The sequence below is a fragment of the Sphaerisporangium sp. NPDC049003 genome, assembly GCF_043197795.1.
GTDB lineage: Bacteria > Actinomycetota > Actinomycetes > Streptosporangiales > Streptosporangiaceae > Sphaerisporangium.
In genome coordinates this window covers 38507-52329 of sequence record NZ_JBICTU010000017.1, presented here as the reverse complement: position 1 = coordinate 52329, position 13823 = coordinate 38507, and the positions used below count along the sequence as shown (strand labels likewise).

The following is a 13823-nucleotide window of genomic DNA, read 5'->3' as shown; positions in this document are numbered from 1 at the left end:
GGGCGCCCCGGGACCTCCGCACGGACGGGCCTCGTCCGCCCGTGCCCGCGGTGTCACCTGGCCGGAGAGAGCGACGCGGCGAGCCCCGAGAGGGACGTCCGGGGGGACGCCATCCGAGATCGCCGCGTTCACTTATGTGGTTGTCACTCGATTATCGGGGTCAGAGCGGCGGGCGCGTGCTCACCGTTCGCTGGCGTTCGATGTAGGGGTTTCGCTCAGGCGCGCCGACTCGTCCTGGATGTCGGCACCCTTGTCGCGAAGGGCCGCGACGTGCCGACGTCCGTGGTGAGCGCAGAACAGTAGCTCCCCGCCCACGGGGAGGGACGCGCGGATGTACGCCTGGGCGCCGCACCGGTCGCACCGGTCCACGGCGGTCAGCGGCTTGGTGGGGGCGAGAGCTCCAGTCACGTATCGCCTTTCGGGTCACCCCACTGACGTGGGGATTTGGCGTCAGTCACTTGGCTCAACATCTAACCCGATGCAGACGTTCCCAATCGCCTTCCGGATACGCCGAGAGCAGAATGTGTCGTTAAGTGACGTGAATCGAGGTCCGCCTGACGCGGAAGCCCATGTTGGTGGCACGCTTAGGCGCGCCGGAACATCAAGAAACGGTAGGCTACGCACACATGTTCGATGCTCAGTGGGAGTGGGAGTGACCGCAGTCAGCACGGAGGCGGGTTACACGGCCCGTCATCTGTCGGTGCTGGAGGGCCTGGAGGCCGTCCGTAAGCGCCCCGGAATGTACATCGGGTCCACTGACAGCCGCGGCCTCATGCACTGCCTCTGGGAGATCGTGGACAACGCCGTCGACGAGGCTCTCGCCGGCTTCTGCAAGCGCATCGAGGTCGAGCTGTTCCCCGACGGGTCCATCGAGGTCCGCGACGACGGCCGCGGCATCCCCGTCGACGTCGAGCCCAAGAGCGGCCTCGCGGGCGTCGAGCTCGTCTATACCAAGCTCCACGCCGGCGGCAAGTTCGGCGGCGGCTCCTACGGCGCCTCGGGCGGCCTGCACGGCGTCGGCGCCTCCGTGGTCAACGCCCTGTCCGCCCGGCTCGACGTCGAGGTCGACCGGGGCGGGCGCGTCCACGAGATCAGCTTCCGCCGCGGCGTGCCCGGCGTGTTCGACGGCGACGGCCCCACCGCCAAGTTCAAGAAGAAGTCGGGCCTGCGTGACGGCGGCGCCCTCGCGAGCAAGATCACCGGCACGCGCGTGCGCTGGTGGGTCGACAGCCAGATCTTCCTGCGTGAGGCCGAGGTCTCGCTCGACGAGATCCACGTCCGCGCGCGGCAGACCGCCTTCCTGGTCCCCGGGCTCACGATCTCGGTGCGCGACAGCCGCGGCGAGGAGCCCGTGGAGGAGGAGTTCCGCTTCGACGGCGGCATCTCCGAGTTCACCGAGTTCCTGGCCCGCGACGAGTCCGTCTGCGACGTCATGCGGCTCCAGGGCGTCGGGCACTTCCACGAGACCGTCCCCGTGCTCGACGAGCAGGGCCACATGACCTCCACCGAGGTCGAGCGCGAGCTCACCGTCGACGTCGCCGTGCGCTGGGGCAAGGGCTACGAGACCACCGTGCGCTCGTTCGTCAACGTGATCGCCACCCCCAAGGGCGGCACCCACGTCAGCGGCTTCGAGCGCGCCCTGGTCCGCACGATCAACGAGCAGCTCAGGGAGACCCGCCTGCTCAAGAACGGCGACGACCCGGTCACCAAGGAGGACATCCTTGAGGGCCTGACCGCCGTTGTCACGGTCCGGGTCCCCGAGCCGCAGTTCGAGGGGCAGACCAAGGAGGTCCTCGGCACCTCGGCGGCGAGCCGCATCGTGTCCCACGTGGTCTCGCGCGAGCTCAAGGACCTGTTCGCCAGCACCAAGCGCGCCCACAAGCTGCAGCTCCGCGCCGTACTGGAGAAGATCGTCGCGGCGGCCAAGGCCCGCATCGCGGCCCGCGAGCACCGCGACAACCAGCGCCGCAAGAGCGCCCTGGAGAACTCCGCGCTGCCCGCCAAGCTGGTCGACTGCCGCAGCGACGCCGTCGACCGCAGCGAGCTGTTCATCGTCGAGGGCGACTCCGCCCTCGGCACCGCCCGCGCGGCCCGCGACTCCGAGTTCCAGGCCCTGCTGCCGATCCGCGGCAAGATCCTGAACGTGCAGAAGGCCTCGGTCGCAGACATGCTCAAGAACGCCGAGTGCGCCGCGATCATCCAGGTGATCGGCGCCGGCTCGGGCCGGGGCTTCGACATCGAGGCCGCGCGCTACGGCAAGGTCATCCTGATGGCCGACGCCGACGTCGACGGCGCCCACATCCGCTGCCTGCTGCTGACGCTCTTCCACCGCTACATGAAGCCCATGGTCGAGGCGGGGCGCGTGTTCGCCGCCGTGCCTCCCCTGCACCGCATCGAGGTCACCAACCCGGGCAGGGGCAAGGACAAGTACATCTACACCTACTCCGACGCCGAGCTGCACAGGGTGCTGCGCGACCTCGAACGCCGGGGCAAGCGCTGGAAGGATCCCATCCAGCGCTACAAGGGCCTCGGCGAGATGGACGCCGACCAGCTCGCGGAGACCACCATGGAGCCGCGCCACCGCACGCTCCGCCGCGTCCGCATCGAGGACGTCGAGGCCGCGGAGCAGATCTTCGCGCTTCTCATGGGCAGCGACGTCGCTCCCCGCCGCGAGTTCATCGTCGGCAGCGCCGCCGAGGTCGACCGCGACCACATCGACGCCTGAGGCGGCGACCGCGCTCACGCGACCCGGCCCCTCGGAGCCGGCCGCGTGTTGGCGCGACCCGGCCCCTCGGAGTCTGCCGCGCGTTCACAGGGGGCGGCCCCTTCGAGCCGCCCGCGCGCTTACGGCACCACCGCCTCGGGGCTGCCGCGCCCTCGTGTGACCCGGCGGGCCCTCTGGGCCCCCGCCGGGTCACACGGCCGCGGTCTCCAGGCTGTGGCCCGTCACAGCCCCGTCTCGGGGGTCACAGCGTGACGGGCATCAGCTTGCCCGTGTGGACGTCGTAGACCGCTCCGCCGATGGCGAGGCGGTCCGGCAGGTACGGGTAGGTGCGGATCCGGATCAGGTCGCGCCGCAGGGCCGCGTCCTGGTCCGGCACCGTATGGAACTCCAGGCTCCGCGTGTCGACGCCGTACTCCCGGCTGATCAGCTCGTGGACGTCCTCGTCGGTCGACTTGGCCATCCGGCAGTCGGTGTGCGGCATGACCAGGACACGGTCGACGCCGAGGAGGTACACGGCGAGCACCAGCGTGCGCAGCACGTCTGGCGTGACCCGGGCTCCCGCGTTCCGAAGGATCTTCGCGTCCCCCGCTGTGAGACCCAGCAGGCCAAGCGGGTCGATCCGCGAGTCCATGCACGTCACCACGGCGAGGCCACGTAGCGCGCGGCCGCTAAGGTTCGAGCCCTGGAAGTTTTGGGCGTATTCCTCATTGGCGGTCAGCAGATCGTCGAATGCTTCCGTCATGGTGCCAATATTCCCGGATGCCGTTTTCGGTAATACCCCCGGGGGTGTCCGGAAGCGGCTTCGCAAAGATCCCACGATCAGTTGTCGCTTTCGGTGATGATGGTTCAACGCTACGTGCAACATCGTCGGGGGGGTTCGCGGTGGGGACGACCGATTCGCTCGCCGGATATCTACGCGCTCGGGCCAGGTGGCGACTCGACCGGGTCCAGCGCAAGGACGGCGGCTGGAACGCGCGCTGCGCGCTCGCGCTGCTGGACGCCGCCGCCTACGCGCAGACGCTTCCCGAGGACGACCCGCTGGTCATCGCGCTGGAGGAGGCCGGCTGCTTCGGCCCGTACGGGTTCGGCGACTTCGAGCCGGGTGAGGCGGCGGCCAAGCTGATCGACTTCTGGCACGACGGCGAGCCGTGGGAACTGCTGACGGCCATTCCACCTGTGGCCAGGGGAGACGCCGTCCCGTCGGGACACTAGCGGCGCGGGCCACCCCTTCTGCCTCTGCGACGCCGGCTATCGCGACCGGCCCCACGGGCGGCTGAGCGGCGCCCGGCTCTGTTAGCCGGGCGCCCGGGCTCAGGAACGGCTACTCGCCCGGCTCGGCCGCCTCCAGGCCCTCCTGGTCTTCTTCCAGGCGCCCACCCGCCCGGCCCTCGCGGCCGACGGCGGGGCCGCTGCCGAGCGCCCCGCCGATCGCGGCGATGGCGGAGGCCATCCGGAGACCGGAGCCGTCGCGGCGGCCCAGCTCGGACGGCAAATCGACGGGCCTGCCTGTCGAGGACACCGCCTTGATCGGGGCCGGGCCCGCCCAGGCGAGGATGAGCACATCCTCACCCTTGAGGAAGCGCTGGGCGCGCACGCCGCCCGTCGCCCTGCCCTTGGGGGGGAACTCGGCGTAGTCGGACACCTTGCCGCCTCCGGTCTCCGTGCCGGGAAGCGCGGTGGCGGAGCCGGCGACGGTCACGACGCGGGCCTCGCGGGCGGGGTCGACGACGCCGAACCAGATGACCTTGGCGCCGTCGTCGAGGCGGATGCCGGCCATGCCGCCGGCAGGGCGCCCCTGCGGCCGTACGGAGGAGGCCGAGAAGCGCAGGAGCTGGGCGTCGGAGCCGATGAACACCAGGTCGTGGTCGTCCGAGGTCAGCTCGACGGCCCCGACCACGCTGTCGCCCGGCTTGAGGCCGATGACCTCGAAGTCGTTGCGGTTCGCGGGATACTCGGGCACGACACGCTTGACCATGCCCTGCGCGGTGCCGAGCGCGAGGCCGGGCCCCTCGGGGTCGAGGGATCCGAGCCCCACGACCAGCTCGCCGGGGTTCAGCGTGACGTACTCGCTGACCGGGTGGCCGCCCGACAGGGACGGCGGGCTGGCCAGAGGCGGCAGGGTCGGCAGGTCGACCACGGAGACCCTGATCAGGCGCCCGGCCGACGTCACCACGCCGACCTCGCCCCTCACCGTCGACCGTACGACCGAGACCAGCACGTCGTGGGCCGAGCGTTCCTCCCCTGCGCCGAGCGGCGAGTCGTCGCCCGTACGGGCGAGAAGGCCGGTCGAGGAGAGCAGCACCAGGCAGGGGTCGTCGGCGACCTCCAGCGGGATCGCGCCGGGGGTCGTGACCGCCGCGGCCTCCAGCAGGACGGTGCGGCGCGGCGTGCCGTACGTCTTGGCGACCTCGGCCAGCTCGGCCGAGACGACCCGGCGCAGCCGGTCCTCCGAGGACAGGATCGCGGTCAGCTCGGCGATCTCGTCCTGGAGAACCTGCCGCTCGCGGTCGAGCTCGATCTTGTCGTACCTGGTGAGGCGGCGCAGCGGCGTGTCGAGGATGTAGTTGGACTGGATCTCCGAGAGGTCGAAGACCTCCATGAGCCGGGTGCGCGCCTCGGCGGAGTCGGCGGACGACCGGATGACCTGGATGACCTCGTCGATGTTGAGGAGGGCGACGATGAGGCCGTCGACCAGGTGAAGGCGTTCCTCACGCCTGCGCCGCCGGTAGGCCGAGCGGCGGCGCACGACCTCGATGCGGTGGTCGACGAAGACCTGGAGCAGCTCCTTGAGACCGAGGGTGCGGGGCTGGCCGTCGACCAGCGCCACGTTGTTGATCCCGAAGGTCTCCTCCATCGGGGTCATGCGGTAGAGCTCGGCGAGCACGGCCTCGGGGTGGAAGCCGTTCTTGATCTCGATGACCAGGCGCAGGCCCTTGTGCCGGTCGGTGAGATCCTTCAGATCGGAGATGCCGGAGAGCTTCTTTGAGGTCACCAGCTCCTTGATCTTGGTGATGACCCGTTCGGGGCCGACGTTGAAGGGCAGCTCGGTGACGATGATGCCCTTGCGGCGCGGGGTGACCTGGTCGATCGTCGCCTTGGCGCGCATGCGGAAGGTGCCGCGCCCGGTCTCGTAGGCGTCCCTGACGCCGGCCAGCCCGATGATCGATCCACCGGTCGGCAGGTCGGGCCCTGGCACGAAGCGCATGAGCTCGTCGAGCGAGGCGTCCGGGCTCTTGATGAGGTGACGGGCCGCGGCGATGACCTCGACGAGGTTGTGGGGCGCCATGTTGGTCGCCATGCCGACCGCGATGCCCGCGGCGCCGTTCACCAGGAGATTCGGGAAGGCGCTCGGCAGGACCGTGGGCTCGGTCTCCTGGCCGTCGTAGTTGGGCTTGAAGTCGACGGTCTCCTCGTCGATCGACTGCACCATCAGCATGGACGCCGGGTCGAGGCGCGCCTCGGTGTAGCGCATGGCCGCGGGCTGGTCGTCGGGCGAGCCGAAGTTGCCGTGGCCGTCGACCAGCGGGAGCCGCATCGAGAACGGCTGCGCCATGCGCACCAGGGCGTCGTAGATCGCGGTGTCGCCGTGCGGGTGGAGCTTGCCCATCACGTCACCGACGACCCGTGAGGACTTGACGTGCCCCCGGTCGGGCCGCAGGCCCATCTCGCTCATCGAGTAGAGGATGCGGCGCTGGACCGGCTTCAGTCCGTCGCGGGCGTCGGGGAGCGCGCGCTGGTAGATCACGGAGTACGCGTACTCCAGATAGCTGGTGCGCATCTCGGTCGAAACGTCGATGTCGACGATCCGCTCCTCGAAGTCCTCGTCTGGCGGGGGTGTGGTAGTCCGTCGGGCCATATCGAACATTGTGCCGAAGGTGCAAGGTGCTGCGCGACTCGACGGGCTTCCGGGTCCGTACGGCCGGCGGTGGTGACCGCCCATCGCGACCGGTCCCGCTCTCGGGACCGTGAGTCCATCTTGACCAAGCGGTTGCTTGCTTACATGCTGGGGTGGGGTGACGAAGAGGGAGGGCTACAGGAGACATGATCGAGTTCAGGCCCATGACCAGGAACATCGGCGCCGAGGTCACCGGGGTCGATCTGCGCAAGCCGCTGTCGGAGGACGAGGTCCACACCATCAGGCAGGGCTGGCTGGAGCACCTGGTGCTCTTCTTCAGGGACCAGCCCATCGACGACGACGAGCACGCCCGGTTCGCGCTGCGCTTCGGCGCCCTCAACATCCCGGCGTTCAACAAGGACCAGACCAGCCCCATCCACCGCCTCGACCAGGTGGACCCCAAGGGCGAGGGAGGCGACGAGTGGCACAGTGACAACACCTTCGAGCCCGAGCCGCCCATGGGGTCCCTGCTGCGTTGCCTCCGGCTGCCCTCGGTGGGCGGCGACACGATGTGGGCCAACGCCTACATGGCGTACGAGACGCTGTCCCCGCCGATCCAGCGGCTCTGCGACGAGCTGACCGCGGTCCACGACATCACGAACTCCATGAAGAAGGCCATTTCCAAGGGGCACAACTATGATCTCGCCGCCATGCAGGCGAAATGGCCGCCGTACGAGCGCCCGGTCGTGCGGGTCCATCCGGAGACCGGCAGGAAGTCCCTGTTCGTGAACCGCGCGTCCACCACCCGCCTGGTCGGGCTGTCGGACCGGGAGAACGAGGCGCTCCTGCCGTACCTCGTCGACCACATCCGCTCGCCGGAGTTCCAGGTGCGCCTGAACTGGCGGCCGGGCACGCTGGCCTTCTGGGACAACCGCAGCACTCAGCACTACGCGGTGGCCGACTACACCGAGCGTCGTGTCATGCACCGCGTCACCATCGCCGCATTCGACGAGCACAGGTAGCCGGCGCCTGGGGACAGTCGCGGGCGAGAACGGCTCGAACCATCTCGAACCGGGCGTCGGTTATCCACAGCGGGGGCCTTGACGGCCTGAAACGTCGCCGGGACCTGGTACCCATGGAGCCATGGTTGACGAGAGCGGTCTGCGGGCCGAGGCGGAGCAGCGGCTGCGAGCGCTCGCGGGGGAGCACGCGAGGCTCAGAGACGACCAGTGGTCCGCGATCCGGGCGCTGGTCGTCGACCGGCGGCGCGCGCTGGTCGTGCAGCGCACCGGCTGGGGCAAGTCGGCGGTCTACTTCATCGCCACCGCGCTCCTGCGGGCCAGGGGCGCCGGCCCCACGGTCATCGTCTCGCCGCTGCTCGCCCTGATGCGCAACCAGATCTCCGCCGCCGGCCGCGCCGGGGTCCACGCCGCCACGATCAACTCCGCCAACGTCGACGAGTGGGATCTCATCCACGCCGATGTCGAGCGCGGCGAGGTCGACGTGCTGCTGGTCAGCCCCGAGCGGCTCAACAACCCCGACTTCCGCGACCTGGTCCTGCCCAAGCTGGCGGCGAGCGCCGGCCTGGTCGTCGTCGACGAGGCCCACTGCATCTCCGACTGGGGCCACGACTTCCGTCCCGACTACCGCCGTCTGCGCACCCTGCTGGCCGATCTTCCTCCGGGGGTTCCGGTCCTCGCCACCACGGCCACGGCCAACGCCCGGGTCACCCGCGACGTCGCCGAGCAACTCGCCGGCCTCACCACCCCCGCGACTTCCGAGGCGCTGGTGCTGCGGGGGCCGCTGGAGCGCGACAGCCTGCATCTGAGCGTCGTGCGCCTTGCCACCGCCGAGCAGCGGCTGGCCTGGATCGCCGAGACGCTGCGCGAGCTGCCGGGGTCCGGCATCATCTACACCCTCACCGTGGCCGCCACCCAGGAGATCGCCGCCTACCTGCGCGACCAGGGGCACGAGGTGGCCGCCTACTCCGGCCAGACCGATCCCGCGGAGCGGCTCGCCGCCGAGCAGGCCCTGCTCGGCAACCGGCTGAAGGCGCTGGTCGCGACCTCGGCCCTCGGCATGGGCTTCGACAAGCCCGACCTCGGCTTCGTCATGCACGTCGGCGCTCCCGCGTCGCCGGTGGCCTATTACCAGCAGGTCGGCCGGGCGGGGCGCGGCGTCGAGCGCGCCGAGGTGATCCTGCTCCCCGGGCCCGAAGACCGCGACATCTGGGCCTACTTCGCCTCACTGGCCTTCCCGCCCGAGCCCGTGGTCCGGGCGACCCTCGCGACGCTGGCCGAGCAGGGCACGATGTCCACGGCCGCGCTGGAGACCCGGGTCGACCTCAGCCGCAACCGGCTGGAGACCATGCTCAAGGTCCTCGACGTCGACGGCGCGGCCAAGCGGGTCAAGGGCGGGTGGCAGGCCACGGGCCGTCCCTGGGTGTACGACACCGAGAGATACGCGCGGGTCGCCGCCGAGCGCGCGGCCGAGCAGCAGGCCATGCTCGGCTACATCTCCACCGGCGAGTGCCGCGAGCAGTTCCTCAGGCGCCACCTCGACGACGACACCGCCAAACCCTGCGGTCGCTGCGACAACTGCACCGGAGCGCACCGCTCGGTCGACATCGCGGCGGGAGCGGTCACGAGCGCCCGCGAGCGGCTTCACCGTCCCGGGGTCGAGGTCGAGCCCCGGCGTCAGTGGCCCACCGGCCTCAAGGAGCTCGGGCTCTCGGGCCGCATCCGTCCCGAGGCGGCGGCGGAGCCGGGCCGGGCGCTCGGGCGGCTCACCGACATCGGCTGGGGGAACGTCCTGAGGCGGCTGCTGGGGGATCGGGCCGCCGACGGCCCGGTGCCCGACGAGGTCTTCGCCGCCGTGGTCGCGGTGCTGAGCTCGTGGCGATGGGCCGAGCGCCCGGTCTCGGTGGTCACCGTGCCTTCCACGACCCGGCCGGTGCTGATCACCTCGCTGGGGGAGCGGCTGGCCGCCATCGGCAGGCTGAGCTACCTCGGCTCCCTGACCTACCGTCAGGGCCCTCCGGGGCGCCAGCACAACAGCGCCCAGCGGGTGCGTGCTCTGCGGGCCACTCTCGCGCCCCCGGTCGCCGACGTCTCCGGCGGTCCGGTGCTCCTGGTCGACGATCGCGTGGACACCGGCTGGACCATGACCATCGGCGCGATGCTCCTCCGCGAGGCCGGCGCCCCCGCCGTCCTCCCCCTGACCCTGGCCACCACCAACTGACCCTGGTCACCACCAACCGGCCGCCGGTAACCGACCTGACCGCCAGCGCCTGATCCGTTCGGGACGCGTGATCCGTTCGGGACGCGTGATCCGTTCGGGACGCGTGATCCGTTCGGGACGCGTGATCCGTTCGGGACGCGTGATCCGTTCGGATGCGGTGGAGTGGTCAGAGGCTGTGGAGTGGTCGGATGCGGTGGGAGTAGTCGGATGCGGTGGGAGTAGTCAGAGGCGGGGGCGGGCGCCCAGGTTGGCGATGGCCTTGGCGGCCAGGGCGTTGCCGGCGGCCAGCGCGTCGGCGGGCTGCTTGCCCTCCAGCCACGGCTGGAGGAACCCCGCGGTGAAGGCGTCACCCGCGCCCGTGCCGTCGACGATGCGCTCGATGTGGTCGGCCGGTGCGCGGACGGGCTCGGCGCGGTTGTTGGTGTACCAGAGGGACCCCTCGGCACCCAGCTTGATCACTACCTGGGGGAACCACGCGGTGAGCACCTTGGCGGCGGACGCCGGATCGTCACGACCCGTGAGCACCTTGGCCTGGGCGTCGTTGGCGAACAGCAGCTTGGCGCTGTGGGTCCACTCAAGGAACGGCTCGGCGCCCGTGCGCTCCAGCGGCGCGGCGGAGGCGCAGTCGATCGAGATCGACATGCCGGCCCGGCGCGCGTGGTCGAGCGCCGCGAGACCGGCGTCACGCGAGCCGTCGTTGAGCAAGGTGTACCCGGAGACGTGCAGGTGACCGCCCTGGGCGAACAGGTCGCGAGGGAGGTCTTCTGGAGAGAGCGCGGCGTTGGCACCGGGGTCGGAGAGCAGCGTGCGCTCGCCCTTGTGAGTGACCAGCACGACACACGTGCCGGTCGGCCGCTCGGGGTCCATCACCAGGCGGGCGTCGACGCCGTATCCCATGAGCTCCATGTCACGGTTACGGCCCGTGATGTCGGCGCCTCGGCGGCCGACGAAGGCCACCTCCGCACCCTCGACGGCGAGCCAGGACGCGATGTTCGCCCCAGAGCCGCCACCATGCATGGTGACGACGGCCGGAGTGTCGCTTGCCCTGGCGAGAGGGTAGCGGGCGCGTGCGACCGCATCGGTCATCAGATCGCCCACCACGACAACCCGCGTCATGATGTCACCACCTTGTTGGCACTACAGGAGGCTGCTGACAGAAAACCTAACAGCTTCAAGCCAGGGCGTGGGGCATAGAGCGGACACGCGTGCACAGTCGATGCACAAGCGTTGCCCAGCAATCCCGACACCAGGGCCCTTACCCTCATGAATGTGGAACCTCACTACCCCGCTCACTGGGAGGCCGACGTCGTCCTGGCCGATGGGGGTACCGCACACCTGCGGCCCATCCGGCCCGAGGACGCCGACCTGCTCCGCGCGTTCTATTCCAGGCTCTCGGACCAGTCGATCTACTTCCGCTTCTTCGGCCCGCGTCCCCGCCTCTCCGACCGCGAGGTGGCGTGGTTCACCACCGTCGACTACGTGAACCGGGTCGCGCTGATCGCGACCCTCGGCACCAAGATGGTCGCGGTCGTCCGCTTCGACCGGCTGGACCAGCAGGACAGCGCCGAGGTGGCGTTCCTGGTGGAGGACGCGCACCAGGGCAGGGGAGTCGCTTCGGTCCTCATGGAGCACCTGCGCGCGGCGGCGCGGGAGCATGGCATCAAGCGCTTCATCGCCGACGTGCTGCCGTCCAACAGTCGCATGATGGCCTTCTTCCGCCAGGCCGGGTACACCGCGCAGAGCCAGTTCGAGGACGGGGTCGTCCGCATGACCCTGGACCTCGCGACCACGGAGACCTCGCGTGAGGTCACGATGGCGCGGGAGCACCGGGCCGAGGCGCGCTCCATCGAGCGGCTGCTCACGCCGGCTTCGGTGGTGGTCGTCGGCGCCGGCCGGGAGGCGGGCGGCATCGGGCAGACGGTGCTCCGCAACCTCCTCGGAGCCGACTTCAGCGGCCCGGTGTACCCGGTCCACCGTGAGGTGAGGGCGGTGGCCGGCGTCCGCGCGTACAAGAGCGTCTCGGCCATCGACGGCGACGTGGATCTCGCCGTGGTGGCCGTGCCCGCGGACGCCGTGCTCGACGTCGTCGAGGAATGCGCCGGGAAGGGCGTGAAAGGCCTGATCGTGGTGTCGTCCGGCTTCGGGGAGACCGGGCCCGAAGGACGGGCCCGCCAGGACGATCTTGTGCGCATCGCCCGCGCGTACGGCCTGCGCGTGGTCGGCCCCAACTGCCTCGGCATCGCCAACACCGACCCGTCCGTCCGCCTGAACGCCACCCTGGCCGCCCACCTGCCCGGACGGGGGCGCGTCGGCTTCTTCAGCCAGTCGGGCGCGCTCGGAACCGCGCTGCTCCAGCGGGTCGCCCAGCGTGGCATGGGCATCTCGACCTTCGTGTCCGCCGGCAACCGGGCGGACGTGTCGGGCAACGACCTCCTGCAGTACTGGGAGGGGGACCCCGCGACCGACGTGATCCTCCTCTACCTGGAGTCGCTCGGGAACCCGCGCAAGTTCGCCCGGCTGGCCCGGCGCACGTCGCGCAAGAAGCCGATCGTCGTCGTCAAGAGCGGCGGCGCCACACAGGGGGTGCCGGTGGGGCACGCCGCGCCCGTCCTCGGGCTGCCGGACACCGCGCTCAGCGCGCTGTTCGAGCAGGCGGGGGTGATCAGGGTGGACGACCTCACCCAGTTGTTCGACGTGGCCCAGTTGCTCGCCTATCAGCCGCTGCCCGCCGGGCCCAGGGTCGGGGTGGTCAGCAACTCCGACGCGCTGGCGCTGCTGGCGGTGGACGCCTGCGTGGCGGCCGGGCTGGAGCCGTGCCCGGCGGCCAACCTCGGGGCACGGGCGGGGGCGCGGGAGTACCGCGAGGCGCTGGCCGACATGACCTGCGAGGTGGACGCCCTCGTCGCGATCTACATGCCGCCCGTGCCGGGGAAAGCCGCCGAGGTCGCCGCCGAGCTCGTACGGGTGGCGCGGGAGACCGGCAAGCCCGTCCTCGCCACCTTCGAGGGGCGCATGGGCATGCCTCACGAACTGCGCGTCCCGGGCGAGGCGGGCGATCCCGGCAAGGGGTCCATCCCGTCCTACCCCGCCGCGGAGGAGGCCGTACGAGCTCTCGCCCACGTGGTGCGGCACGCGTCCTGGCGGGAGAGGCCGCACGGGACCTCCCCCGAGCTCGACGGCGTGGACACCAGGGGCGCCAGGGCGGTCATCGAGAAGGTCCTCGCGGCCGCCGGCGCCGCTGAGCCTGAGGCCGGTTCGGGCGAGAGCCCGATGGCGGGCGGCCCCCTGGAGATCGACGCTACGGAACTGCTGGCCAAGTACGGGCTGGAGGTCTGGCCCGCCGAGGTGGTGACCTCGCCCGACGAGGCCGTCGCCGCGGCCGGGCGCCTCGGCTGGCCCGTCGTCGTGAGGTCCGCCGACCCCGAGGTGGCCCACCGGGCAGGCACGGTGCGGCTCGGGCTGTCCGATCCGGGCGGGGTGCGCCGCGCGTACGACGACCTGGCGGCGCGGCTCGGCCCGGAGGTGGTGCTCTCGGTCCAGCGGATGGCCCCGCAGCCCGCCGTGCCGACCCTGGTGAGGGTGGTGGACGATCCGGACTTCGGGGCGGTGGTGTCGTTCGCCTTCGGGGAGGTCACCGCGCGGCTCCTCGGCGACGAGGCCTTCCGGCTGGCCCCGCTGACCGCCGAGGACGCGACCGCGCTCGTCCGGTCCGTACGTGCCGCGCCCCTGCTGTTCGGCGAGTACGGCTACCCGCCCGTGGCGGTGGAGGCGCTGGAGGACCTGCTGGTCCGGGTCGGACGGCTCGCCGACGAGCTTCCCGGGGTGGCGCTGGACCTCGACCCGATCCTGGTCGGGGAGTCCGGGGTGAGCGTGCTGGGCGCGAGGGCCGTGCTCCGGGACAGCGTCGGCCCGCGTCCCGACAGGGGCCCGAGACGCCTGCGGTGAGCCCGTACGTCACTCCAGGTGTTCCTATCTGGAGTATTGGGGCTTCTGTGGCCAGAGTGGCGGAAAACGCGAGCGCCG

Annotated in this window: 9 protein-coding genes; 5 read left to right on the top strand and 4 right to left on the bottom strand. The window is 71.0% G+C overall.

Going from position 1 to position 13823, the window contains the following annotated elements:
* Window positions 1-180: 180 nt before the first annotated feature.
* Window positions 181-408: a hypothetical protein gene (locus ACGFIV_RS19840; protein ID WP_358553615.1), complete on the bottom strand. Its 228-nt coding sequence runs from the start codon at window positions 406-408 to the stop codon at window positions 181-183.
* 244 nt (window positions 409-652) lie between these two features.
* Here ACGFIV_RS19840 and ACGFIV_RS19835 point away from each other — a divergent pair, with 244 nt between their 5' ends.
* Window positions 653-2725 (top strand): DNA topoisomerase IV subunit B, encoded by a 2073-nt coding sequence (locus tag ACGFIV_RS19835; protein WP_358553613.1) that lies wholly within the window; start codon window positions 653-655, stop codon window positions 2723-2725.
* A gap of 241 nt (window positions 2726-2966) precedes the next feature.
* Here ACGFIV_RS19835 and ACGFIV_RS19830 read toward each other — a convergent pair whose 3' ends face one another.
* Complete coding sequence (locus ACGFIV_RS19830) at window positions 2967-3467, bottom strand: carbonic anhydrase (protein ID WP_358553611.1); 501 nt, start codon at window positions 3465-3467, stop codon at window positions 2967-2969.
* A gap of 140 nt (window positions 3468-3607) precedes the next feature.
* On the opposite strand from ACGFIV_RS19830, the gene ACGFIV_RS19825 reads away from it, so the two are divergent.
* The gene (locus ACGFIV_RS19825; protein WP_358553609.1) at window positions 3608-3937 is read left to right on the top strand and encodes a hypothetical protein; all 330 of its coding nucleotides are present in this window, start codon (window positions 3608-3610) and stop codon (window positions 3935-3937) included.
* A gap of 109 nt (window positions 3938-4046) precedes the next feature.
* Here the strand turns inward: ACGFIV_RS19825 and ACGFIV_RS19820 are convergent, their stop codons facing one another.
* The gene (locus ACGFIV_RS19820; protein WP_358553607.1) at window positions 4047-6581 is read right to left on the bottom strand and encodes a DNA topoisomerase IV subunit A; all 2535 of its coding nucleotides are present in this window, start codon (window positions 6579-6581) and stop codon (window positions 4047-4049) included.
* A 185-nt stretch (window positions 6582-6766) separates the two neighbouring features.
* Between ACGFIV_RS19820 and ACGFIV_RS19815 the strand changes: the two genes are divergently transcribed.
* Window positions 6767-7582, top strand: coding sequence for a TauD/TfdA family dioxygenase (locus ACGFIV_RS19815; protein ID WP_358553605.1), 816 nt, complete (start codon window positions 6767-6769; stop codon window positions 7580-7582).
* 121 nt (window positions 7583-7703) lie between these two features.
* Window positions 7704-9800, top strand: coding sequence for a RecQ family ATP-dependent DNA helicase (locus ACGFIV_RS19810; RefSeq protein ID WP_392836684.1), 2097 nt, complete (start codon window positions 7704-7706; stop codon window positions 9798-9800).
* Window positions 9801-10022: 222 nt separating this feature from the next.
* Here the strand turns inward: ACGFIV_RS19810 and ACGFIV_RS19805 are convergent, their stop codons facing one another.
* Window positions 10023-10916, bottom strand: coding sequence for a carbohydrate kinase family protein (locus ACGFIV_RS19805; RefSeq protein ID WP_392836681.1), 894 nt, complete (start codon window positions 10914-10916; stop codon window positions 10023-10025).
* A gap of 147 nt (window positions 10917-11063) precedes the next feature.
* Between ACGFIV_RS19805 and ACGFIV_RS19800 the strand changes: the two genes are divergently transcribed.
* Entirely contained in the window at window positions 11064-13745 is a 2682-nt protein-coding gene (locus tag ACGFIV_RS19800; protein ID WP_358558691.1) for a bifunctional GNAT family N-acetyltransferase/acetate--CoA ligase family protein, read from the top strand.
* Window positions 13746-13823 lie beyond the last annotated feature (78 nt).

Coding starts and splice junctions, on each gene's coding strand:
- ACGFIV_RS19830 (WP_358553611.1), bottom strand. CDS start 3,467: ATGACGGAAGCATTCGACGATCTGCTGACCGCCAATGAGGAATACGCC.
- ACGFIV_RS19820 (WP_358553607.1), bottom strand. CDS start 6,581: ATGGCCCGACGGACTACCACACCCCCGCCAGACGAGGACTTCGAGGAG.
- ACGFIV_RS19815 (WP_358553605.1), top strand. CDS start 6,767: ATGATCGAGTTCAGGCCCATGACCAGGAACATCGGCGCCGAGGTCACC.
- ACGFIV_RS19810 (WP_392836684.1), top strand. CDS start 7,704: ATGGTTGACGAGAGCGGTCTGCGGGCCGAGGCGGAGCAGCGGCTGCGA.
- ACGFIV_RS19805 (WP_392836681.1), bottom strand. CDS start 10,916: ATGACGCGGGTTGTCGTGGTGGGCGATCTGATGACCGATGCGGTCGCA.
- ACGFIV_RS19800 (WP_358558691.1), top strand. CDS start 11,064: ATGAATGTGGAACCTCACTACCCCGCTCACTGGGAGGCCGACGTCGTC.